This window comes from Pseudotabrizicola sp. (genome assembly GCF_030656345.1).
Lineage (GTDB): Bacteria > Pseudomonadota > Alphaproteobacteria > Rhodobacterales > Rhodobacteraceae > Pseudotabrizicola.
The window spans coordinates 1-21960 of the sequence record NZ_JAUSNR010000016.1; the positions used below are offsets into that span (position 1 = coordinate 1).

The following is a 21960-nucleotide window of genomic DNA, read 5'->3' on the forward strand; positions in this document are numbered from 1 at the left end:
CGCCCGCAACCTGGAAGGTCAGGGTGATCATCCCGATCTGGACGAAATCCAGACCGTAAGCCTCCTTCAGAATCGGATAGGCTGCCGGGATCAGCGACTGCATCAGATCGTTCAGAAGATGCGTCAGACCCAGCACTGCCAACACGGTGACGTAGGTTCCGGACCGGGGGATGGGTGTCATGTCAGCAGCCTTGAATGTCGGGGGACGTTAGCGTCCGGGACGCCGTGTACAAGTCGGGCGATAAGTTCACAGCGGGCAGATCTCTACAAGGGGCAACACAGCGGTGCAGCCACTGCGCTGGCTGTCTAAGGCACCGATCTACCTCGTGAGACCAACACGACCCTAGAAATGTCAAAGCAGGCAGCAGAAGAAGGCGCGCGCTGGATCAGTATCAAGCATGGGCGTGTCCGTAGATTGACCGATGCCTTCGCCATCCAGCGATACTGCGTAGAAGTGTAGGTTCCATGCTGGGTTGGTGGGAGCTCGAGGCTTTCGTCGGCCAAGTCATCTCGCTCGCATTCGTTCGGCCAGCTCAAGCGGGGTATCACGCGTGCTTACCGAGAGGGGTAGGCGCGGCTAGATCGCAAAGGGCCCAGTCATGGAGGTTGAACGCCAGTGGGATTTTTGGGGAATGATACGCTGAGGCTCTTGCAGCCAAGTCGATATGGTAATGGCTGGGCAAAACCAATCCTCAGCCAGCCGGAATTGGCGTTCGCCAATTGCCGCCGATGCCCAAGAGAGTTGGTTGCTCAGGACACGTCAATCTGATCCATTCGCGGCTCCAGCTTGATTGGGGTGAAAAAAAGATGAGTAGTTCTGGGACTTCAGCGCAGTGGCCTGCACCGGCAAGGTCGGGTGTGAGGCGCAGCGTCGTGGCAGCGGACCTTGTCATCAAGGGTGATATCGATTCTGCTGGACCGGTCGATGTGGAGGGCAGAGTTTTGGGCCAAGTGCGGGCACCGGACATCCTGATCGCGCCGACAGGCATTCTTGAGGGTACCGCGGTTGCCCATGACTTGGCTGTACACGGCCGGATATCGGGTTCGATCAACGCGCGAAACGTTTCGCTGACCAATACTGCGGTCGTCCTAGCAGATATCGGACATGAGTCGATTGCAATCGAGCCTGGCGCGGAAGTAGAGGGTCGGTTGGAGCGCATTCGCTAAAATAGTCAATTGCCAGATCAGCGTGTATGAAGTGCATCAGGTCCGTCGGATACGTGTGCGTCGTTCCATGAGGCCGATCACATAAGCCATTCAACCGGCAGCCAACCGATCACTTTTACGACTAAGCGCTTCGCGGCGGTGGAACCGGGCTCTTTGATCTCGACCGTCCGCTGTGGGGTGTCGATCCAGACCTTGTGGCCGCCTTGCAATTCGACTCGCCAGGCGAAGCCTTCCAACTCGCGATCAAAGGAGATGTGCAGACCTTGAGCCATCTGCGGGCTTTCAATCAGAATGCCCATCTCGGCGAGCTTGCTGCGTCTGGCGACGGGAGCGTCGGCGCTCATGGCGGCAATCCCGGATCCGAACGCCGAGATGCGCAAAAGTTCCGCGGGCGCGGATCTTCAAGGCATTAATATGACTGACAACTTAGTGTTGGTTGCGGGCACTAAATTTGAACACCATTTCGCGATTTCTGGGGTAATCATGCCTCCCCGCCATACCCCGTCTGGCTGAAAAAGATGAATGCATTCAAAGCCCCCGAACCGGACCAAGATTGTCCAAACATTCGAGGACTGCTCGTCCGCATTTCTTGTGCCTGGCGCGCATGATATTGGTTCACCGTTAAGACCATGACATGTCCGCGCGACATACCATCCGCGGCATAGACTGAGGTACCCCCCGAAAATCGGGCAGTTGGAGGGGGACTGGCCATTTGGTCGGCTCCTTGACAGCACATCAACTTGAAATCTCGCGCGCCTCTTTCTCAACGCTTCCAGGAAAGGCAAGAAACCGCGCGCCGAGAGTGCATGCGATGGCCCAGACCACACCAGCGAGCCAACCGGCTAGAACGTCCGAGGGCCAATGCACGCCGAGATAGACGCGGCTTATTCCGACCAAGAGCGTGGCGACCGCGGCAAGCATCAGCACGTAGACCTTAAGCCTCATATTTGGGAGCATTCTTGCCACCAGAACGCCAAGCGTAAGATATGTAACCGCGGCCATCATTGAGTGACCGGAAGGAAAGCTCGAGGTATAAACCAGCGACTCGTAAGGCACGAGTTCGGGTCGCGGTCTGTCAAAAGACCTCTTGGCCGCACTGGAGGCCAAAAGGCCTCCGCCAACGGCAAAAAGCAGATAGAGCGTCGAGGCAAATTTCCGGCGCAATAGAAAAAAGCCGGCTACGGCAAGCGTGGTCAGCGTGAGAACTGCGATGCCACCTATGGCGGTCAGATCCCGAACGACCTCTTCAACCCATGCGGGACCTATCGGATCGGAGGGGTCTTGTGATGTTCGGAACAGGAGCAGAAGGTCGCGGTCGAGGTTGCTCGTGCTGCCTTCGACGACTTCATCTACCAGTTCGGCCAGTCCCCAAAACCCAAGCACAACCACTGCAAATGCAACTAGTGTGCCGACCTCGACATTGCGTCTGATCCAACACTTTAATTTGCGAAAACGGATGATCATCATCTATCGTGAACGATCACTGTGCCTAATGCGTTCCCCTGATGCTGGCGCATTTTGCTCTGCTTGCAGGCCCTTCGCATGGGTAGCAAAGCATTACCCCAATGATCATTGCATGTTTTTCTTGCAGCTAGCGCAACCTCTCATCACTTACGGCCGTTGGATTTGGGGCGACATATTGCGGCGTGGGAATATAAGCGGCTCAGACTGCCGCATAAGACGAAGGAGCGCACCATGTTGAACGAAATCTGGGTCACCATCATCAGTGAGTTTTCCGACATCCCCGATTTGTCCACCGTGACACGCATTGTCGTTCGCCTCCTGCTCGCAGCTATGCTGGGTGGCATTCTCGGCTATGAGCGCGAGCGCAAGGCCAGAAGCGCTGGTGTGCGGACACATATGCTGGTCGCCGTTGGCGCAGCTCTTTTTGTCCTCGGGCCTCTGCAAAGCGGTATGGATATTTCTGATCTGTCCCGAGTTTTGCAGGGCGTGGTCCAAGGCATCGGGTTCCTGGGAGCAGGTGCTATCATCGTGCGTGCTGGGCACCATAAAGTTGAAGGCCTTACCACTGCTGCGAACATTTGGGCGACTGCTGGGATCGGAGTCGTGGTAGGGCTTGGGCTTGAGGCCACTGCCGTTCTGTCGACCCTCATATTATTGCTCATCTTGGCAGTGGTACCTTTCATGTTGCCATCGTCATATCGGGAGGATGCCAACGACACGGAAGGTGAGGTAAAATAGATTGGGTCGTGCCTGCCGCGCTGGGGGATGCGGCTGCGCGGCAGGCTGACCTTCCACGACTGCAAGGTGCTGGGCACTGCGGGCGGTCAGGCGAATTTCGACCGCATTATGGTCCCTTCCACCGGCTCGCCCCGTGCCAGCGATCTTGGCCTGGTCGCATCAGTGGAATTCCCCGATCCGCTGAGCGTAATTTTCCAGATCACCTTCGTCGTTCATCTTTGTTTTGCACGCAAAGTACTCAAGCCTTGCTGGGCATTGCAGCAAAATCGTGCGATAGGCCCATTGATATAAACGGTTGATCGGCTTGCAGACGCGCAGCGGATCATGAGGAGTATGATAGACCATTGGCCCACTCCGCAACCGCTGCGTTTGAAAACGCAGGCAGTAATCCAATCAGTCAAACGGGCGCGCTGTGCTGGAGGATGCACCGAGGCAAGGTCGAACTGCTATTGATCACAAGCCGCGACACAGGTCGCTGGGTCATTCCAAAAGGTTGGCCACATGACAAATTGACTGCAGCAGAATCTGCTGCCGCAGAAGCTTGGGAAGAGGCTGGTGTAGAGGGCTTGGTTTGCGAGGAGCCGTTGGGAGCTTTTACTTACAACAAGGTTATTCGTCCGGATGTCATACGACCCTGCATCGTTTCTGTGTTTGCTTTGCGCGTGGTTCGGCTCCACTCGAAGTTTCCAGAGCGCCGGGAGCGTCGCCGCAAGTGGTTCGACGCTGCCAGAGCGGCACGAAAGGTTTGGGAACCGGAGCTGACAGAATTGCTACTAGCTTTGTCGGAAGAGACTGCCGTGTTGCAACAACTCCTTGCTCAAAAGGACGATATCGCTCCTCGGTAAGTTTGATGACTCCCAGAAAGGAATTAAGTCACACGATTTCCTCAAGACGGATTGTCATAAAACTGTTACAAAACAGGTCCTGCAGATGTTTTTCAGTGCTCGCGCTACAGACCTGCGAGATTGAAGACGAACAATTGTAGCGAGAACATGATGCTGGTCTTTTTGCTGAACGTCGCAGGCGCGGCGGCCCTGCTGATTTACGCCGTGCGCATGGTGCGCACCGGGGTAGAGCGGGCGTTTGCCGTGCCGCTGCGGCGCTGGCTGCGCGCTCCGGCGGGAAACAGGATCGTGGCGGCCAGCAGTGGGGCCGTGGTGGCCATGATGCTGCAAAGCGCCACGGCGCTTGCGGTCATGGCAGCGGGCTTCATCGCATCGGGGGCCATTTCAGCCACAGTTGGCCTGGCCATGCTGCTGGGGGCCGATGTCGGATCGGCGTTAGGCTCAGGACCCATTGATCTGCTTGAGGCTGCCGTCGCTGCGTGATTCAAGGCGCCGAACTGACGGGGGCATGATGAGCAATCTATTCTGGCTGACAGACGAGCAGATGGAGCGGTTGAAGCCGTTCTTCCCGAAGAGCCACGGTAAGCCGCGGGTGGATGATCGGCGGGTCTTGAGCGGCATAATCTTCATCAATCGCAATGGCTTGAGGTGGTGCGACGCGCCGCGTGAGTACGGCCCGCCGAAGACACTCTACAACCGGTGGAAGCGATGGGGTGACATGGGGGTCTTTGCCCGAATGATGGAGGGGCTGGCCTCGAAAGGCACCGAGCAGAAGACGGTGATGATCGACGCGACCTATCTGAAAGCGCACCGCACGGCTTCGAGCCTGCGGGCGAAAAAGGGGGGCCCGACGACCAGCGCGGGCGTTTGATCGGGCGGACCAAAGGTGGGCTGAACACCAAGCTGCATGCCGTAACCGACGCCAAGGGCCGTCCACTGAAGTTCTTCATGACTGCCGGCCAGGTCAGCGACTACACCGGAGCCGCCGCCTTGCTGGGCAGCTTGCCTGCTGCCGAATGGATGATCGCGGACCGGGGTTATGACGCCGACTGGTTCCGAGATGCGTTGAAAGACAAGGGGATACGCCCATGCATCCCCGGTCGGAAGTCACGCGGCAAAGCTGTCCGCTACGACAAGCGACGCTATCGCCGTCGTAACCGCATCGAGATCATGTTCGGCCGACTGAAAGACTGGCGCAGGGTCGCAACCCGCTACGACAGGTGCGCCAAGACCTTCCTGTCAGCCGTCGCCCTCGCCGCAACCGTCCTGTTCTGGCTCTGACGATCAATGAGTCTGGACCCTAGAAAGTCGTGGAAGGCCCACACTCTGTGCCCAATTGGCAAGGCTCTCTGGGGCTTGCTCTCTGGCGCAACCAAACACATCTGCAACAATATCGCAGACGCGCTCCAGTTTTTGGCGCGGCTGACCTTCGGCACGCGCGCAGTTCATCGCGAGGACGGGGCCCAGCAGCGCACCGCAGATTGCGCCATGCGCGGCTCCGGTCGTACCACCGATGACTCCCGCAAACCCATGCACCAGGCCAAGACCTGCATTGGCGAGTGCGAGCCCGCTGCAAAGGGACGCCCAGGCAAGAGAGTCGCGGTCCGCGGCGTTCTCTTCCTTCTGCAACTGGATCAACGCGCGCAAGGCTGGCTCAATTGCGGGAAGGGCAATGGCATCGGTGTATAGCGTTGCCTTGTTGGAAACATAAGCCTCTATCAACTGGGTCAAGGTATCGAGACCGGAGGCAAGGGTCACAGGCCATGGACATTGATCCGTGAGCGCAGGGTCCACGATCGCAATCCGTGCCATCATGCGGTCGTCCCGCAGGCTGACCTTCCGACCGAGTTCGGGCAGGCCAATAACCGCATTCTTGGTCACCTCTGCCCCGGTGCCCGCGGTGGTGGGGACAGCGATAAACGGAAGGGGTGCTGCAGCAAGAGGCAGACCTTTGCCGATAACCTCCAGATGGTCAAGGACAGGACCGGGCGCTGGGATCATCGCAGCCAGCGCCTTACCCAAGTCCAGTGCCGCACCGCCGCCGATCGCAAGCACCCAGTCAGGCCGGTGTACGCGGGTGATTTGGGTCGCTGTTTCCAGCATGGCAAGCGTCGGCTCGCTTGCACAAGCTAAAGCCAGGGTGTCGGTGCCCAGCGTGGCAAGGATAGATGCGGCCCGCGCTGGGTTTGCCCCATGCACCAACACCCCGCGCGGGCCGAAAGTTCGGGCCAATCCTGCCGCCCCGGCGGCTTGTCCACGGCCGTACAATATCTGGGCCGGCTGAAGGATGGAAAAGGTCATATCGTCATCGTCGCCTGTACCGCCCGGCCCCAGCGGGCATAGTTGGCGTCCCGCTTGGCGGCATCCATCTGCGGCTGGAAGCGGCGGTCCAGCGCCCAGCTTTTGGCGAAGTCTTCCGGGCTGCCGCAGATCCCGGCCTGCAGACCGGCAAGGTAGGCCGCGCCGAGTGCCGTCGTCTCTGTCACCTGCGGGCGGTCTACCGGCGCGCCAAGGATGTCGGACAAAAACTGCATGGCCCAGTCGCTGGCGCTCATCCCGCCATCGACGCGCAAGACCCCATCTGCGGTGGTGCCCCAGTCGGCGCGCATCGCGTCAAGCAGATCGCGGGTCTGGTAGCCGACCGACTCCAAGGCCGCGCGGGCCAGCTCTGCCGGGCCGGAATTGCGGGTCAGGCCGTAAACCGCACCGCGACAGTCGGGCCGCCAATAGGGCGCGCCAAGCCCGGTGAAGGCGGGTACAAGGATGACGCCCTGCGCCTCGTCCGCCGCTTCTGCGAGGGCTTGGGTTTCCGACGCGTGACGGATGATCTTCAACCCGTCGCGCAGCCATTGCACCACCGCGCCCGCGATGAAGATCGAGCCTTCCAGAGCATAGGTGGGTTTGCCATTCAGCTGATAGGCGATGGTGGTCAGCAGGCGGTGGGTCGAGGGCACCCTGTCGGCCCCGGTGTTCAGAAGCGCAAAGCATCCGGTGCCATAGGTGGATTTCATCATGCCGGGGGCAAAGCACGCCTGCCCTACGGTTGCCGCCTGCTGATCGCCCGCCACGCCAAGGATCGGGATCTCGCGCCCGAACAGATCGGCACGGGTCACGCCGAAATCGGCAGCACAATCCTTGACTTCGGGCAACAGCGACACCGGCACCCCCATCAGAGCGCAGATCTCGGCGTCCCATTCCCCGGTGCCGATGTTGTAAAGCATGGTGCGCGCGGCATTGGTGGCATCGGTGGCATGCACGCGGCCGCCGGTCAGGTTCCAGATCAGCCAGCTGTCGACGGTGCCAAAGGCCAGCTTTCCGGCTTCGGCGCGGGCGCGGGCACCGTCCACATGGTCGAGCAGCCATTTCACCTTGGTCGCCGAGAAATACGGGTCAAGCAGCAGGCCGGTGCGGGCGGTGATCATCGGTTCGTGCCCCGCCGCCTTGAGCGCGTCACAGATGTCTGCCGTGCGCCGGTCCTGCCAGACCACGGCGTTGTGGATCGGCTTGCCGGTGGCACGGTCCCAGATCAGCGTGGTCTCGCGCTGGTTGGTGATGCCGATGGCGGCGATGCCGGCGGCCTTGATCCCGGCTTTTTCCATCACCGCCCGCGCCGTTGCGGCGACGCTGGACCACAGGTCGGACGGTTCATGCTCCACCCAGCCGGGGTGGGGGTAGTGCTGCACGAATTCCTCCTGCGCCGAGGCGACGACACGCAGGCCCGCGTCAAACAGGATCGCGCGGCTGGAGGTGGTGCCCTGATCGATGGCAAGGATGTGGGTCATGGCATCAGGCTCCGCTGACTTTGATATTATCTGTCCTTAAATTTCCCCGCCGGAGGCTGCCCGTGCCGGATGCCCCCGGCGGGGAAATTTAAAGACGGAATAATGGGGCAAGGCTGTTGCCCTGCCCCATCGAGGTGTCAGATCAGTTCCAGGATTTGATCAGTTCGTCATAGCTGATGGTTTCGCCCTGTGGCTTTTCATTTTCCAGCTTCGCCACCGGTGCACCGGGGGCGTCCAGCCAGATCTGGGCATCTTGCGGCTCGTTCAGTTTCGGTCCGATGTCGCCTTGGACGCCGGCACGTTCGATCCGCTCCATTACGCGCTCCTGCTCTTCACACAGCGCATCAAGGGCTTCCTGCGGGGTTTTGGCACCCGACATGGCATCGCCGATGTTCTGCCACCACAGTTGGGCCAGTTTCGGATAATCCGGCACGTTGGTGCCGGTTGGCGACCATTGTACGCGGGCCGGCGAGCGGTAGAATTCGACCAGACCGCCAAGTTTTGGCGCGCGCTCGGTGAAACTTTCGTGGTCGATGGTGGATTCACGGATGAAGGTCAGCCCGACGTGGGATTTCTTCACATCCACTGTTTTCGACACCACGAATTGCGCATAGAGCCAGGCGGCCTGCGCGCGGTCGACCGGGGTCGATTTCATCAACGTCCACGAACCGGCGTCCTGATAGCCGACCTTGGTGCCTTCCTGCCAATAAGCACCGTGCGGCGAGGGGGCCATGCGCCATTTTGGGGTGCCATCTTCGTTCATCACCGGCAAGCCTTCTTTGACCATGTCAGCGGTGAAGGCGGTGTACCAGAACATCTGCTGGGCGATCTGGCCTTGGGCTGGTACCGGGCCGGCTTCGCCGAAGGTCATCCCTTGGGCTTCCGGCGGAGTGTATTTCTGCAACCAGTCAATGGCCTTGGTCACAGCATAGACCGCGGCAGCATCGTTGGTGGCACCGCCACGCGCAACGCAGGAACCGACAGGGCGCGAATTCTCATCGACCCGGATGCCCCATTCATCGACCGGCAAACCGTTGGGTTCCCCCACATCACCCATGCCGGCCATCGACATCCACGCGTCGGTGTAGCGCCAGCCAAGCGAGGGGTCCTTCTTACCATAGTCCATGTTGCCCCAGGCGGAGGCCGGGCCACCGGCATAGGTCATGTCGCGGCCGGTGAAGAATTCGGCAATATCCTCATAGGCGGACCAGTTCAGCGGTACACCGAGTTCATAGCCGTAGGCGGCCTGGAAATCGGCTTTGGTTTTCTCGTCGTTGAACCAGTCATAGCGGAACCAGTACAGGTTGGCGAACTGCTGGGTGGGCAACTGATACAGCTTACCATCCGGCGCGGTGGTAAAGGATGTGCCGATGAAATCGGCAATGTCGAGGTTCGGGTTGGTGACAGCCGCCCCTTCGCCCGCCATCCAGTCATCCAGAATGCGGACCTGCTGATAGCGCCAGTGGGTGCCGATCAGATCGGAGTCGTTGATATAGGCGTCATAGATGTTTTCGCCCGACTGCATCTGCGTTTGCAGCTTTTCGACCACGTCGCCTTCGCCGATAAGGTCATGGGTGATCTTGATGCCGGTGATCGCGGTGAAGGCCGGGGCAAGAACCTTAGCCTCGTATTCATGCGTGGTGATGGTTTCCGACACCACCTTGATGTCCATGCCGGCATAGGGCTTGGCAGCATCAATGAACCATTGCATTTCCGCCTCTTGCGCGGCGCGGTCCAGTGTGGACATTTCGCCGATTTCGGCATCGAGGAACGCGCGGGCGGCCTCGATATCGGCCCAGGCGGGGACCGACCCTGTGGCGATCAGCGCAAGCGCCATGGCTGTGGTTGCGTGACGAAGTCTCATTTCATTTCCTCCCAGAAGTGTTGGACTGCAGTTATTTGGCCAGGGCGGTTCTTGGTGCCGCGCCTGGTCGTGGCCGACCTGTCTAGACCCAGCGGAATACCGACGCGGCATAGACAAGGCAGAGGATGAGGGCACCCCAGAGCGGGGCCCCGAAGAAGAACAGCCAGCCAAGGTTGATGAAGGCCGAACCGAGAAGCGAGATGAACAGCCGGTCGCCGCGGGTGGTTTCGATCCGCAGAATGCCGACGCGCGGAGTTTCGGGGAAACGGATCGCCAGCAGGGTAAAAGTCACCAGCAGGCAGGCGATGGTCCAGAAAAACAGCGCGACCGGCAGCGTCCAGGCCATCCAGCCGCCCGGGGCCATTGGCGCAAACCAGTCGATTGCACCATCTTTTTGCGGCGCGGTCAGCAGCAGGGCTGCCAGGCTGGCGGCCATGACGGCAGCGATGGTAAGGCTGATCAAGGGCCAGTTGACACGCTTTGCGGTGGTGGTGGCGGTGGTCATCACACCCTTCCCAGGGCAAAGCCCTTGGCGATGTAGTTGCGGACAAAATAGATCACCAAGGCACCTGGCACGATTGTCAGCACCCCAGCAGCGGCCAACACGCCCCAGTCCATTCCCGATGCCGAAACCGTACGGGTCATGGTGGCGGCGATGGGTTTGGCGTTCACGGAGGTAAGCGTGCGCGACAGCAACAGCTCAACCCAAGAGAACATGAAGCAGAAGAACGCAGCGACGCCGATTCCGGATGCGATCAGCGGCATAAATATCTTCACGAAAAACTTCGGGAAGGAATAGCCATCGATATATGCGGTCTCGTCGATTTCCTTCGGAACACCGCGCATGAAGCCTTCCAGAATCCAGACAGCAAGGGGCACGTTGAACAGGCAATGGGCAAGCGCCACTGCAATATGTGTGTCGAACAGTCCGACCGATGAGTAGAGCTGAAAGAACGGCAGTGCGAAGACGGCCGGTGGGGCCATGCGGTTGGTCAGCAGCCAGAAGAACAAGTGCTTGTCGCCCATGAAGCTGTAGCGCGAAAAGGCATAGGCGGCGGGCAGAGCCACGGCAAGGCTGATCACCACGTTCATCGTCACGTAAATGATCGAGTTCACATAGCCCATGTACCAGCTTGGATCGGTCAGGATGACCACATAGTTGCGGAAGGTCAGATCCTGCGGATAAAGGGTAAAGCTGGACAGGATTTCGGTGTTGGTCTTCAGACTCATGTTCACCAGCCAGTAGATCGGCAGCAAGAGGAACAGAAGATACAGGCCCATCACCAGGGCAGAGGATTTCACGCGCATCACTTGCCCTCCTGCCGGTCAAGGTTCGTCATCACGGTGAAGAACACCCAGGACACCAGGAGGATGACAAGGAAATACATCAGGCTGAACGCCGCCGCGGGGCCGAGGTCGAACTGGCCAATGGCCATCTTAACAAGATCAATCGACAGGAAGGTGGTGGAGTTGCCCGGCCCGCCACCAGTGACCACGAAAGGCTCGGTGTAGATCATGAAACTGTCCATGAAGCGCAACAGGATAGCTATCAGCAGCACACCCTGCATCTTGGGCAGCTCGATATAGCGAAACACCGCCCAACGGCTGGCCTGATCGATCTTGGCAGCTTGATAATAGGCCTGTGGAATGGATTGCAGTCCGGCATAGGCCAGAAGCGCCACCAGAGAAGTCCAGTGCCAGACATCCATCACGATCACGGTCATCCATGCATCAAGCGGGTCGTTGGTATAGTTGTAGTCGATACCAAGCCCGGCAAGCGTGTGCCCCAGTAGACCGATATCGACGCGGCCAAAGATCTGCCAAATAGTCCCCACCACATTGAACGGAATCAGCAAAGGCAACGACATCAGCACAAGGCAGAACGACGCCCAGAACCCAGATTTGGGCATGTTCAAGGCAATGTAGATGCCAAGCGGCACCTCGATTGCCAGAATGATCGCCGAAAACAGGATCTGACGGCCAAGCGCGTCGTGCAGGCGCGAGGAGGTGACCATCTCCTCGAACCATTCCAGCCCGACCCAGAAGAACTGGTTGTTGCCGAAAGTGTCGTTCATGGCGTAGTTCACCACCGTCATCAGCGGCAGCACGGCGGAGAACGCCACCACCACCAGCACCGGCAGCACAAGGAACCACGCCTTGTTGTTCTGGGTCTTGATCATCACAGAGCCCCCCCCTGCACGCGCCAGTCGTCGGCGTAGACGTTTATTTTACGCGGCACGAAGGCCACATGGGTCAGATCGGCACCGATCTCCATGCCTTCGGGGGCAACGATGCTGAAGGGCTGGCCCATGACCTCGGCTCGGATCAGGCGGTGGCGCCCCACATCCTCGACCCGACGGATCGAGACCGGCAAGCCCTCCCCCGCGGTCAGCTTCGCGTATTCCGGCCGGATGCCGATCTGCGTGCGGCCAGCCAGCGGCGCGTAGGTCGTGCCCAGAGTGACGGATTGCCCGTAGACCTGGGCACGATTGCCGTCGATCTGCGCATCAAGCAAGTTCATGCCTGGCGAGCCGATGAAATAGCCGACAAAGGTGTGCTGCGGCGTTTCAAACAGCTCTTCCGGAGTGCCCATCTGCACCACACGGCCATCATACATCACCACGACCTTGTCGGCGAACGTCAGCGCCTCGGTCTGGTCATGGGTGACGTAAATCATGGTGTGACCAAAGTCCCGGTGCAGCTTTTTCAGCTGGGTACGCAATTCCCATTTCATGTGTGGGTCGATCACCGTCAGCGGTTCGTCGAACAGGATGGCATTCACATCCTCGCGCACCATGCCCCGGCCAAGGCTAATCTTTTGCTTGGCATCGGCGGTCAGACCCTGAGCTTTCCGCGAAAGACGATCCTCCATGCCGATCATCTGGGCGATGGATTGCACGCGCTCGGCAATGTATTTCGGGTCCATCCCGCGGTTACGCAGTGGAAAGGCAAGGTTGTCGCGCACGGTCATCGTGTCGTAGACCACCGGGAACTGAAACACCTGCGCGATGTTGCGCTCGGACGTAGCGGCGTCGGTCACATCACGGTCACCAAACAGCACACGGCCCTGCGACGGGCGCAGCAGACCTGAAATGATGTTCAAAAGCGTGGTCTTGCCGCAGCCCGATGAGCCGAGCAGCGCATAGGCCCCCCCATCCTGCCAGACGTGGTCCATTTTCTTGAGCGCGAAATCCTCGTCCTTGGTCGGGTTCGGATAGTAGCTGTGCGCCAGATTTTTCAGCGTGATCTGTGCCATGTTACGCGGCCCCCTTCAAGTTCGACCGCGCATAGGTTGCAGCAGCGGCAAGGCGACCTGTCACGTCGAACAGATAAACATGCGCCGGATCGAGCCAGAGCGTCACCTCGGACCCGTCGACCAGATCCTGCACACCATGCACAAGGCCAACCCATTTATCGGCCCCGTGGTGCAGATGCAGGAACGTCTCAGATCCTGTGATTTCAGTCACCGCCAACGTGCAGGGGAACGGCAGTGCTTCGGGCGACGGCTGGTGCAGGGACAGGTGGTTGGCGCGGAACCCTGCGGTGTAGGTGCCATCCGACAGAGCCGCGAAAGCACCGGTGGCCGGAGTTGTCACCTCCCCCAGCGCAAGCTGAGCAAAGGTCTTGACGCAGGGCAGGAAGTTCATCGGCGGGTCCGAGAACACGCGCGCGGTCGTCATGTCGGCAGGCTGGCGGTAGACCTGCGGGGTGGGGCCGAACTGGGTTACCCGGCCTTCGTGTAGGGCGGCGGTGTTGCCGCCCAGAAGCAGGGCCTCTTCGGGTTCGGTCGTCGCATAGACAAAGATCGCGCCCGAGGCCTCAAAAATGCGGGGAATTTCGATCCGCAACTCTTCGCGCAGCTTGTAATCAAGGTTGGCCAGCGGCTCGTCCAGCAAGACTAGACCAGCCCCCTTGACCAGAGCACGTGCCAAGGCGCACCGCTGTTGCTGCCCGCCCGAGAGCTCCAGCGGTTTGCGTTGCAGCATCGGCGTCAGGCGCATCATGTCGGCAGTTTCGCGCACGGCCTTGTCGATTGCGGCGGCATCGCGACCCATTATGCGCAGCGGCGAGGCAATGTTTTCGTAAACTGTCATGCCGGGATAGTTGATGAACTGCTGATAGACCATTGCCACCTTGCGGTCCTGCACGCGCACGCCGGTGACATCCGCGCCATCCCACAGGATGCGCCCCGTAGTCGGCGCATCAAGGCCTGCCATCAGCCGCATCAGACTGGTCTTTCCGGCCAGCGTCGGGCCCAGAAGCACGTTCATCGTGCCCTTTTGCAGCGTCAGGGTCGTCGGGTGGATATGGACCCGCCCCTCGACCGACCGTGACACGTTTTGCAATTCCAGAGCCATCGGGTTTCCCTTATTCCGCCGCCGGGTTGGCGGCCTGTCGGGTGGTCATGAAGTCGTCAAGGGCAGCGATCTGGACCGGGGTCATGCGCAGGCCCAGTTTGCTGCGCCGCCAGACCACATCGGCGGCGTGGCGGGCGTATTCATGGGTCATCAGCCAGTTCAGTTCGGCCTGGGTCAGAGTGGCGCCGAAGTCGCGGCCCAGATCGGCGAAGGACTTGGCGTTGCCCAGCACGGTAGCGGCTTCGGTTCCATAGGCGCGGATCAGGCGGGCGGCGTGATAGTCGCTCAGGTAAGGGTGGGCAGATTTCAGGCGGGCGGTCAGGTTTGCCACGCCATCGACCGGAAAGTTGCCGCCGGGCAGCGGCTGGCGCGCGGTCCATTTGCCCTGCACGCCGGGGAAGAAGGGGGACAGCTTTTCCAGCGCGGATTCGGCCAGACGGCGGTAGGTGGTGATCTTGCCACCGAACACATTGAGCAGCGGTGCCCCGGTCTGATCAAGGCTGAGGACATAGTCGCGGGTGGCAGCGGTGGCCGATTTCGCGCCATCATTATAGAGCGGACGGACGCCGGAATAGGTCCAGACGACATCATCGCGCGTGACAGGTTTGGCGAAATAGTTCGATGCGAAAGCCAGCAGGTAATCGCGCTCCTCATCCGTGCAGACGGCATCTTTCGGCGCGCCCTGATGGTCTTTGTCGGTGGTGCCGATCAGGGTGAAATCCTGCTCATAGGGAATGGCAAAGATGATGCGGCCATCGGTTCCCTGGAAGAAATAACAGCGATCGTGGTCATAGAGCTTGCGCGTCACGACATGGCTGCCGCGCACCAGACGGACACCCTCGGTCGAGTTGATCCGGGCGACGTTGCGGATGATGTCTTCGACCCAAGGGCCGCCGGCATTGACCAGCGCGCGGGCACGGTGGGTGATGGGGCCGCCTTCGCCGTTGGTCACCACCTCCCAATGGTCGGCCGTTCTGGTGGCGCTGATCACCGGGGTCTGCACCAGGATGCGCGCGCCACGTGCCTGCGCGTCGCGGGCGTTGAGCACGACAAGGCGGGAATCCTCGATCCAGCAGTCGGAATATTCATAGGCGTGACGGAATTTCGGGTGCAGCGGCTTGCCCGCCGGGTCGGTCGCAAGGTCTAGCGTGCGGGTGGGCGGCAGGATCTTGCGCCCGCCCAGCGTGTCATACAGGAACAGGCCGAGCCGGATCAGCCAGGCGGGGCGGCGTCCCTTCATCCAGGGCATCACCAGACCCAGCAGGCGGCTGGTGGGCGTATCTGTGTCGAACCGCATGTCTCTGTGCCAGGGCAGCACGAAGCGCATTGGCCAGGAGATATGGGGCATGGCCGCCAGCAGGGTTTCGCGTTCCTCCAGCGCCTCGCGCACCAGACGGAACTCGAAATATTCGAGATACCGCAAGCCGCCGTGGAACAGCTTGGTGGACGACGACGACGTGGCCTGCGCCAGATCGCCCTGCTCGGCCAGAATGACGGACAAGCCGCGCCCTGCGGCATCGCGCGCGATGCCACAGCCGTTGATGCCGCCGCCGATGATGAACAGGTCGGCCATGTCGGGCTGCCGGGCGTCTGTCACGGTGTTCACGCTGTCTACCTCCTCGGCAGAGTTGCCCCTCCGTGCGGCAACACTGCCTCAAGGATCTGTTATGCGTCAACATGTTTCTTCGTTTATGCGCGATACGATTAAATACGAACATATTCTCGGATTGATAGGGAGAAAACTGCTCGCGCAAGCAAGAATATGCTGCAAACGCGCAAAAAAGAATGCAGGCGCAGCATAGTTTTGGCGGTGACAATCCACGCCGACCTGTGCCAAAAGAAGCGGAAGAAAGGGCGCAGGCGTGGCATTGAATTTTCGACAGAGCAGCATTCTGGACATTGCCCGGCAGGACGGCCGGGTGGTGGTGGAAGATCTGGCGCAGCGCTTTGACGTGACGCTGCAGACCATCCGCCGCGACCTGACAGACCTGGCCGAAGCCGGGCATCTGGACCGGGTGCATGGCGGGGCGGTGCCGCGGACCGGGGTGGCCAACATCGGCTATGAAGCGCGACGCCGCATGAACGAGACGGCCAAGGCCGCGATTGCGCGGGCCTGCGCGGCGATGATCCCCGACAATGCGTCCCTGATCCTGAACCTTGGCACCACGACCGAGGCAGTCGCGCGCGAGTTGGTGCATCACCGCAACATTACGGTGGTGACCAACAATATGAATGTGGCCAACCTGCTGGTCGCCAACCCGGGTTGCGAGATCATGGTGGCGGGCGGGGCGTTGCGGCGCAGTGATGGCGGGTTGGTGGGCGCGCTGACCACGCAGTTCATCGAGCAGTTCAAGGTGGATTTCGCCATCATCGGCACCTCGGCACTGGACCGGGACGGCGATCTGCTGGACTTCGATCTGGCAGAGGTCCGGGTCAGCCGCGCCATTCTGCAACAGGCGCGGCAGGCATTTCTGGTGGTGGATCACAGCAAATTGGGCCGGTCGGCCCCGGCGAGGATTGCCAGCCTGTCAGAGCTGGACGCGGTCGTGACTGATCAGGCCCTGCCGGACAGTCTGATGGCGGCCTGTGAGGGCTGGGGCACACGCGTGGTGTTGGCAGATCGAGAGCCTTAAAGCTCCAGAGGGCATGGCCGGAACCGGCAGTGTAACCACAGCGCCCACTCCCGGCCTCCACCCAATGCTCCCTACCAGCCCAAGAGTGACAAAAAGGACTGATTGCTACGCGGGCCCCAAATACATCTTAAGGGCCTGACAAAACACGGCGCTTTTATAGTCCTAGCGCCTTAAAAAGCGCGGCCTCCACCAGAGATCTGCGACAAAGTATTTTTTATTATCAGTGACTTAGATCGTACGCTGTTTTGGCCGAGATCGTTGCGGGTTTTGGCAGTTTCCCAAATGCGTCTGAGGGTTGCTGCCGCTTGGGCAACATGCCTGCCAGCATACACATTTCCGGATATGTTAAAAATCACCTGGGGAACCGTTCAAAGGGAACCGCGTTGATCTGAGATGCAACACGCCCCAATTGGCGCATATTTTCACAGGATCTCCATAAACAAGATTGTTTACATTGTCGGCCTCATCGTCGTCGTCCTTGTTGTTCTCTCCTTTTTCGGTTTGCGCTAAACGAGCAAGCTGGCCAAAAAAGCACAACCTTCGGCCTAAACTGTGAGCAGGAGCCGGTAAACCGATCCTAACCCCATGCAAATTTGAGGGACTTACCTCGATGCTCTTGCTCCTGTCGCATGCGACTCCGTAACCCCTTCTGCTAGGTCATGTTGACAAATGGCGGAGCCAGAGGCGGATGGACTTAATGTCGATGAAGCCCAGAAAGCTTTCGGCAGTTTTGTCGTAGCGGGTGGCAACGCGTCGGGCATTCTTCAGCTTGTTGAAGCATCTCTCGACGAGGTTGCGCAATTTGTAGAGTCTGCGATCAACCGCGACGCGCAGCTTTCGGGATTTCCGCATGGGTATCACTGTCACGACGTCGCGTGATTCCATCGTTTTGCGAACGTTGTCAGAGTCATAGCCGCGATCTGCCAGAAAGACGCTCGGTTCGGGCAGGTTGTTGTCCATGACCAGATCAAAGCCCAGATAGTCCGATGTCTGCCCTGGCGTGATGTCGGACCTCATGGGGAGGCCTGCGCCGTTGACGCGGAGGTGGATCTTGGTCGTAAGGCCACCCCTCGAACGGCCGAAACCCTGTCGCCTTCGCCATGGGCTTGAACCAGTGGCGCCCATGGCTCAGCCCCCTTTTGCGCCCGCTGCCTGATGATGGGCGCGAACCACGGTGCTGTCGATCATCTGGAGCGCATCGGGCACAAGCCCACTCTCGTTCAGGGCCTCCATAATCTGCTCCCATAGCCCTGCCAGCGTCCAGCGTCGGAACTGGCGGTAGACACTGGACCCCTTCCCGAACTCTTCGGGCAGATCACGCCACGGCGACCCGTGCGGGCTATCCAGAAAATCCCATCCAAAACAAGGCGATGGTTGGTGGGTTTGCGCCCACTTGGGGCGCGGATTGCCGGAATGAAGCCCTCGTGAAACGCCCATTCCTCGTCCGACATCAGGTCTCGTGCCAAGCTGGTCTCCATCGCAGATACCAGCTTGAATCACGATCAGCGCGCCCTGTGAATCTGGAGGGTTCTGTGAGGTCTGCGGGCGGGCGATCGCGGGCGGGCGGTGTCGCTGACCTCATTGAAGCCGGATTGAACGAAGCCGCGGGTCGGTTTGGCGCTATGGGGATTTGGGCTTTGACGTCGATTTGAGGTGACAGGCGCGAGGGCCGATACGCGGACCTGGGGTGCGGGCTGGATTGCGGATGGTGCTGGCGTCGGCTCCTGCGGAGCATGGCGGCGGTCCAATTTGGCGGTCGATTGCTGCGTGGATCGGTCGCGGGCACCGCATCTGGTGTTCTGGTCCACAAGCAAGCCGCCCGGTCCTCGTGGAGGCCGGTCGCAGGGCACAAGATGGCAGCTTGTCGCTTGCGTCATGAACTGTCGTTCCAGAATGCCCAGCTGGGCGGTTGCTGACCCTGATACCAGACAGCGATCATAGCCATCGGGCGGCCGCAACAGGGGCAAGAGCGCAGAACGGGCGTCGGCTTCATCGCGGATGCAACGTGGACCTCTGCCTGCGAGACCCGGTCGGCCAGCAGTGCCCTGCAGGCCGCGAGGCGGGCGGCGCGCTGTCCGTTGGCGAGGAACCCGTAGTGGCGGATGCGGTGAACGCCGTCCGGCAGGGTGTGCAGCAGGAAGCGGCGAATGAATTCGCCGGCGTCCAGCGTCATGTGCCTTGGCCTGCGGCCATGTCGGTAGTCGCGCCAGCGGAACGTCACCTGGCCGCTTTCCACGCTGACCAGACGGGAATTGGCAATAGCGACACGATGGGTGTACCGGCTCAGATAGGCCAACACCTGCTCCGGCCCGCCGAAGGGCGGCTTGGCGTAAACGACCCAGTCGCGACGATTGGCTGCGATGAGAAGTCGGGCAAAGGCCTGCGGATCGGCCAGGTCGGCGTTCTCAGCGAAAAAGCGCAACTGTCCGGCATCGAAGGCGGCGCGCAGCGCCTGCAGGAACAGCCGCCGGTACAGGCGCGACAGCACCCGGACCGGCAGAAAGAAATTGGGACGGCAGGCGATCCAGCGGGTGCCGTCGGACGACGGGCCGCCACCGGGCACGATGCAATGGAGGTGGGGATGGTAACTCAGGGTCTGACCCCAGCTGTGCAGGACCGCGACGAGGCCGATTCCGGCGCCGAGATGCCGGGGATCGGGGGCGATGATGCGCAGCGTCTCGGCGGCGGACTTGAACAGGATGCCGTAGACGACCGTCTTGTTCTGGAAGGCGATCGCTGCGATCTCGGCGGGCAGTGTGAAGACCACGTGGAAATAGGGGACCGGCAGCAGGTCGTCCGCACGTGCCGCCAGCCAGTCGCGCGCGGCCGCGCCCTGACACTTCGGGCAGTGCCGGTTGCGGCAGGAATTATAGGCGACATGAAGCGTACCGCAGGCCCGGCAACCCTGGACATGGCCGCCGAGCGCGGACGTGCGGCACAACTCGATTGCGGATATCACGCGGCGCTCCACTCGACCGAGATGGCCGCCGTGGGCCTGAACATAGGCAGCGCCGTGGCGGCGGAAGATGTCCGCTACCTCCAGTGTGGGGCGCATGAATCCGCCCTCAGCCGGGCGGCACCACCTCCAGGCTTAGTCGATCAAGCGGGCTTTGCGTCTTTGCGATCGTCGTCGTGGCAACCTGCGTGTATCGGGCCGTGGTCGACAGACTATTGTGCCCGAGCAGCACCTGGATGATGCGGATATCGACGCCGCTCTCCAGCAGATGGGTGGCGAAGCTGTGCCAGAGCGTATGCACGCTGACCTTCTTGGTAAGTCCTGCCGCCTTGGTCGCGGACCGGCAGGCGGAATGGAGCACCTGCACGTCGACCGGCTTGTCGCCGCGCCCGGGGAACAGCCAGACTGACGGTCGCGCCAGACGCCAGTAGGTCCGCAGGATACCAAGAAGCTGCGGCGAGAGCATGAGGGTTCGGTCCTTGGCCCCCTTGCCGTGACGAACCTGGATCAGCATGCGATCGCTATCAATATCCGCGACCCTCAGGCTGACGGCTTCCGAGGCGCGCAACCCCGCGGCATAAGCGGTCGTCAGGGCCGTACGCGCCTTGAGGGACGGTACCGCCTCGAGGAAACGCACAACCTCATCGGCGCTCAGGATCGTCGGCAGCTTGCGGGGCGTGCGCGCATACGCAATCCGTTCGGGGATCTCTGCCCGGTTCAGCGTAACGCCGTAGAAGAAGCGCAAGGCACAAACCGTCTGGTTCAGCGCCGGCCAGGAAATGCCCTGTGATACCAGATAGACTTGGAAGGCGCGAACGTCCTCCAGTCCCAGCCGATCCGGCGAACGGTCGCAGTACCGGCTGAACTTCGCGACCGCATGAAGATAAGATCGCTGCGTGGCGGGCGACAGGTTGCGAAGCGTCATGTCGTCGATCATGCGGCGGCGCAGCGGGCTTACCGCTGGTGTGGTATAAGCCATGGAGTGGACTCCCTATGAAAGGTTGGTATTGAGCAACCAACCCTTCCCATCAGGACGCCATTCCCGCCAACACTGACACCAATCCCGCGCCAGCGGGTTCGTTCAGTCCCTTTTGTCAACACGGCCTAAAGCGGATTTTCGAGGGACAGGAAATTGAATACTTCGATTTCGAGACCGCAGATTCTACCAGCCGTCGCACACACCACCACTGATGAGCACTTCACCGAAGTCTCTGCCATCCGGCAGGGCACAAATGCCGACCTCCCGATCATATGAGCGGCGGCCCTCTAGTCTGCAGGTCAAAGTTGCTCTGGACACCAACCGTCTTGCCACGCGAGTAGCTCTGTCACCTGCTGCTGTCCCGCGTTCAGCACAGTCTAGGTTAGCAATTCGAATGGGTATCAGGCCCACAACTATGGTATCGCCGTCTCGTACTCTAGTCACTCGATCAACCAATGTGCCTTCTGCCGAAGATGATCCAGCGTCATCATTGGAAGCAGTCGAGATGCCTCCGAGCCCTCGTCTGCCACCATTGAGCGCATCGCCACCCTGGAAAACGCTTGGACCTTTAGCCTTTTCGCTGTGCGTGGTTCCTACCGACGGAAAATCTGAGACACCGACCAAAAGCCCGATGCTGAGCAAAATTGGCAAAAAGACGTTCCTCGGCATAAGTCGCTTGCGATACAGCGCCTTGTTCTCGAGCCTACGTGGGCGACGCCTGAATTTGATAACCTGTGCCATTGGCGAGCATTACATCACCTAAGTGGCGTAACTTTGGCAGAGATAGTCAGCATATAGCGCCTTGGCGCAGCAACGCCTGAGTTTGAAGCCAAACCACTGGGCAACGTCTGACACCTGTTGGATGTCTTATGCTTCCCCGTCCTCGATCCGGGGCAGGAACCAAGCCAGCACCCCGAAAAGTGGCAAGAAGGCGCAGATCCGGTAGACTGTCTCAACGCCGTAGCTGTCCGCCAGCACGCCCAGGAGCGCGGCAGCGATGCCGCCAAGTCCGAAATTCAGCCCATAGAACAGCCCACCAATCAGGCCGATCCGGTCGGGCAGCAGGTCCATCGCGTAGATCAGGATCGAGGCAAAAGCGCTGGCCATGATCAGGTTGATCAGGATCGTCAGCACCCCTGTCCAGAACAGGTCCACATGCGGCAACAGCAGCGTG

General features: G+C 60.4%; 22 protein-coding genes and 3 pseudogenes. 6 read left to right on the forward strand and 19 right to left on the reverse strand.

Annotated elements, in window-relative coordinates; all coding sequences use genetic code 11:
• Positions 1-181, reverse strand: a pseudogene (locus Q7J44_RS09825) (MFS transporter); the annotation flags it as partial.
• Positions 182-873: 692 nt separating this feature from the next.
• Between Q7J44_RS09825 and Q7J44_RS09830 the strand changes: the two are divergent.
• On the forward strand, positions 874-1167 hold the full coding sequence (locus Q7J44_RS09830; RefSeq protein ID WP_304879368.1) for a polymer-forming cytoskeletal protein: 294 nt from the start codon (positions 874-876) through the stop codon (positions 1165-1167).
• A 77-nt stretch (positions 1168-1244) separates the two neighbouring features.
• On the opposite strand, the gene Q7J44_RS09835 is transcribed toward Q7J44_RS09830, so the two are convergent.
• Entirely contained in the window at positions 1245-1511 is a 267-nt protein-coding gene (locus tag Q7J44_RS09835; protein WP_304879369.1) for a hypothetical protein, read from the reverse strand.
• Between the two features lie 391 nt (positions 1512-1902).
• The gene (locus tag Q7J44_RS09840) at positions 1903-2631 is read right to left on the reverse strand and encodes a phosphatase PAP2 family protein (RefSeq protein WP_304879371.1); all 729 of its coding nucleotides are present in this window, start codon (positions 2629-2631) and stop codon (positions 1903-1905) included.
• Between the two features lie 231 nt (positions 2632-2862).
• Here Q7J44_RS09840 and Q7J44_RS09845 point away from each other — a divergent pair, with 231 nt between their 5' ends.
• A complete protein-coding gene (locus tag Q7J44_RS09845) occupies positions 2863-3369 on the forward strand; it encodes an MgtC/SapB family protein (protein WP_304879373.1) in 507 nt (168 codons plus the stop codon).
• A gap of 159 nt (positions 3370-3528) precedes the next feature.
• Here Q7J44_RS09845 and Q7J44_RS09850 read toward each other — a convergent pair whose 3' ends face one another.
• On the reverse strand, positions 3529-3714 hold the full coding sequence (locus Q7J44_RS09850; RefSeq protein ID WP_304879375.1) for a hypothetical protein: 186 nt from the start codon (positions 3712-3714) through the stop codon (positions 3529-3531).
• On the opposite strand from Q7J44_RS09850, the gene Q7J44_RS09855 reads away from it, so the two are divergent.
• The 3 genes from Q7J44_RS09855 (at position 3714) to Q7J44_RS09865 (ending at position 5495) form a co-directional block, all read left to right on the forward strand.
• Entirely contained in the window at positions 3714-4214 is a 501-nt protein-coding gene (locus tag Q7J44_RS09855; protein WP_304879376.1) for an NUDIX hydrolase, read from the forward strand. The genes Q7J44_RS09850 and Q7J44_RS09855 overlap by 1 nt on opposite strands.
• 150 nt (positions 4215-4364) lie before the next feature.
• Positions 4365-4697 (forward strand): hypothetical protein, encoded by a 333-nt coding sequence (locus Q7J44_RS09860; protein WP_304879378.1) that lies wholly within the window; start codon positions 4365-4367, stop codon positions 4695-4697.
• Between the two features lie 28 nt (positions 4698-4725).
• A protein-coding gene (locus Q7J44_RS09865) for an IS5 family transposase (RefSeq protein ID WP_304879380.1) occupies positions 4726-5495 on the forward strand; the annotation gives its coding sequence in 2 pieces (ribosomal slippage) (positions 4726-5062 and positions 5062-5495; 771 coding nt in all).
• 3 nt (positions 5496-5498) lie between these two features.
• Here Q7J44_RS09865 and Q7J44_RS09870 read toward each other — a convergent pair.
• The 9 genes from Q7J44_RS09870 to glpD all read right to left on the reverse strand — a co-directional run bounded on the left by Q7J44_RS09870 (position 5499) and on the right by glpD (position 15791).
• Complete coding sequence (locus Q7J44_RS09870) at positions 5499-6515, reverse strand: iron-containing alcohol dehydrogenase (protein WP_304879382.1); 1017 nt, start codon at positions 6513-6515, stop codon at positions 5499-5501.
• Complete coding sequence (gene glpK, locus Q7J44_RS09875) at positions 6512-7996, reverse strand: glycerol kinase GlpK (protein ID WP_304879384.1); 1485 nt, start codon at positions 7994-7996, stop codon at positions 6512-6514. Before glpK ends, Q7J44_RS09870 begins: the two co-directional genes overlap by 4 nt.
• Positions 7997-8138: 142 nt before the next feature.
• The gene (locus Q7J44_RS09880) at positions 8139-9860 is read right to left on the reverse strand and encodes an ABC transporter substrate-binding protein (RefSeq protein ID WP_304879386.1); all 1722 of its coding nucleotides are present in this window, start codon (positions 9858-9860) and stop codon (positions 8139-8141) included.
• Positions 9861-9942: 82 nt separating this feature from the next.
• Positions 9943-10365: a DUF2160 domain-containing protein gene (locus Q7J44_RS09885; protein WP_304879388.1), complete on the reverse strand. Its 423-nt coding sequence runs from the start codon at positions 10363-10365 to the stop codon at positions 9943-9945.
• On the reverse strand, positions 10365-11168 hold the full coding sequence (locus tag Q7J44_RS09890) for a carbohydrate ABC transporter permease (protein ID WP_304879390.1): 804 nt from the start codon (positions 11166-11168) through the stop codon (positions 10365-10367). Before Q7J44_RS09890 ends, Q7J44_RS09885 begins: the two co-directional genes overlap by 1 nt.
• Positions 11168-12040: a carbohydrate ABC transporter permease gene (locus Q7J44_RS09895; RefSeq protein WP_304879392.1), complete on the reverse strand. Its 873-nt coding sequence runs from the start codon at positions 12038-12040 to the stop codon at positions 11168-11170. Before Q7J44_RS09895 ends, Q7J44_RS09890 begins: the two co-directional genes overlap by 1 nt.
• Positions 12040-13116, reverse strand: a complete 1077-nt coding sequence (locus Q7J44_RS09900) for an ABC transporter ATP-binding protein (protein WP_304879394.1) — start codon at positions 13114-13116, stop codon at positions 12040-12042. Before Q7J44_RS09900 ends, Q7J44_RS09895 begins: the two co-directional genes overlap by 1 nt.
• 1 nt (position 13117) lies before the next feature.
• Positions 13118-14218 carry an ABC transporter ATP-binding protein gene (locus tag Q7J44_RS09905; protein WP_304879396.1) on the reverse strand — a complete coding sequence of 367 codons (1101 nt, stop codon included), beginning with the start codon at positions 14216-14218 and terminating at the stop codon, positions 13118-13120.
• Positions 14219-14228: 10 nt separating this feature from the next.
• Positions 14229-15791, reverse strand: a complete 1563-nt coding sequence (glpD, locus tag Q7J44_RS09910; RefSeq protein WP_304879404.1) for a glycerol-3-phosphate dehydrogenase — start codon at positions 15789-15791, stop codon at positions 14229-14231.
• Between the two features lie 289 nt (positions 15792-16080).
• Here glpD and Q7J44_RS09915 point away from each other — a divergent pair, with 289 nt between their 5' ends.
• Positions 16081-16851 carry a DeoR/GlpR family DNA-binding transcription regulator gene (locus Q7J44_RS09915; protein ID WP_304879398.1) on the forward strand — a complete coding sequence of 257 codons (771 nt, stop codon included), beginning with the start codon at positions 16081-16083 and terminating at the stop codon, positions 16849-16851.
• 657 nt (positions 16852-17508) lie between these two features.
• Here Q7J44_RS09915 and Q7J44_RS23285 read toward each other — a convergent pair.
• The 6 genes and pseudogenes from Q7J44_RS23285 to Q7J44_RS09935 form a co-directional block, all read right to left on the reverse strand.
• Positions 17509-17976 (reverse strand): IS5 family transposase, encoded by a 468-nt coding sequence (locus Q7J44_RS23285; protein WP_370692984.1) that lies wholly within the window; start codon positions 17974-17976, stop codon positions 17509-17511.
• 3 nt (positions 17977-17979) lie between these two features.
• Complete coding sequence (locus tag Q7J44_RS23290; protein WP_370692985.1) at positions 17980-18198, reverse strand: transposase; 219 nt, start codon at positions 18196-18198, stop codon at positions 17980-17982.
• A pseudogene (locus Q7J44_RS23295) lies at positions 18153-18329 on the reverse strand (transposase); the annotation flags it as partial. The gene Q7J44_RS23290 and the pseudogene Q7J44_RS23295, both read right to left, overlap by 46 nt.
• Before the next feature lie 395 nt (positions 18330-18724).
• The gene (locus tag Q7J44_RS09925) at positions 18725-19906 is read right to left on the reverse strand and encodes an IS91 family transposase (RefSeq protein WP_304879400.1); all 1182 of its coding nucleotides are present in this window, start codon (positions 19904-19906) and stop codon (positions 18725-18727) included.
• A 10-nt stretch (positions 19907-19916) separates the two neighbouring features.
• Entirely contained in the window at positions 19917-20786 is an 870-nt protein-coding gene (locus Q7J44_RS09930) for a tyrosine-type recombinase/integrase (protein ID WP_304879402.1), read from the reverse strand.
• Between the two features lie 867 nt (positions 20787-21653).
• Positions 21654-21960, reverse strand: a pseudogene (locus tag Q7J44_RS09935) (MFS transporter); the annotation flags it as partial.

Excerpts from the sequence above, each read along its gene's own strand:
- Q7J44_RS09925 (WP_304879400.1), bottom strand. The coding sequence starts at position 19,906 with ATGCGCCCCACACTGGAGGTAGCGGACATCTTCCGCCGCCACGGCGCT.
- Q7J44_RS09900 (WP_304879394.1), bottom strand. The coding sequence starts at position 13,116 with ATGGCACAGATCACGCTGAAAAATCTGGCGCACAGCTACTATCCGAAC.
- Q7J44_RS09880 (WP_304879386.1), bottom strand. The coding sequence starts at position 9,860 with ATGAGACTTCGTCACGCAACCACAGCCATGGCGCTTGCGCTGATCGCC.
- Q7J44_RS09860 (WP_304879378.1), top strand. The coding sequence starts at position 4,365 with ATGCTGGTCTTTTTGCTGAACGTCGCAGGCGCGGCGGCCCTGCTGATT.
- Q7J44_RS09840 (WP_304879371.1), bottom strand. The coding sequence starts at position 2,631 with ATGATCATCCGTTTTCGCAAATTAAAGTGTTGGATCAGACGCAATGTC.
- Q7J44_RS09835 (WP_304879369.1), bottom strand. The coding sequence starts at position 1,511 with ATGAGCGCCGACGCTCCCGTCGCCAGACGCAGCAAGCTCGCCGAGATG.
- Q7J44_RS09850 (WP_304879375.1), bottom strand. The coding sequence starts at position 3,714 with ATGGTCTATCATACTCCTCATGATCCGCTGCGCGTCTGCAAGCCGATC.
- glpK (WP_304879384.1), bottom strand. The coding sequence starts at position 7,996 with ATGACCCACATCCTTGCCATCGATCAGGGCACCACCTCCAGCCGCGCG.
- Q7J44_RS23285 (WP_370692984.1), bottom strand. The coding sequence starts at position 17,976 with ATGGGCGCCACTGGTTCAAGCCCATGGCGAAGGCGACAGGGTTTCGGC.
- glpD (WP_304879404.1), bottom strand. The coding sequence starts at position 15,791 with ATGGCCGACCTGTTCATCATCGGCGGCGGCATCAACGGCTGTGGCATC.
- Q7J44_RS09930 (WP_304879402.1), bottom strand. The coding sequence starts at position 20,786 with ATGGCTTATACCACACCAGCGGTAAGCCCGCTGCGCCGCCGCATGATC.
- Q7J44_RS09845 (WP_304879373.1), top strand. The coding sequence starts at position 2,863 with ATGTTGAACGAAATCTGGGTCACCATCATCAGTGAGTTTTCCGACATC.
- Q7J44_RS09905 (WP_304879396.1), bottom strand. The coding sequence starts at position 14,218 with ATGGCTCTGGAATTGCAAAACGTGTCACGGTCGGTCGAGGGGCGGGTC.
- Q7J44_RS09895 (WP_304879392.1), bottom strand. The coding sequence starts at position 12,040 with ATGATCAAGACCCAGAACAACAAGGCGTGGTTCCTTGTGCTGCCGGTG.
- Q7J44_RS09885 (WP_304879388.1), bottom strand. The coding sequence starts at position 10,365 with ATGACCACCGCCACCACCACCGCAAAGCGTGTCAACTGGCCCTTGATC.
- Q7J44_RS09890 (WP_304879390.1), bottom strand. The coding sequence starts at position 11,168 with ATGCGCGTGAAATCCTCTGCCCTGGTGATGGGCCTGTATCTTCTGTTC.
- Q7J44_RS09870 (WP_304879382.1), bottom strand. The coding sequence starts at position 6,515 with ATGACCTTTTCCATCCTTCAGCCGGCCCAGATATTGTACGGCCGTGGA.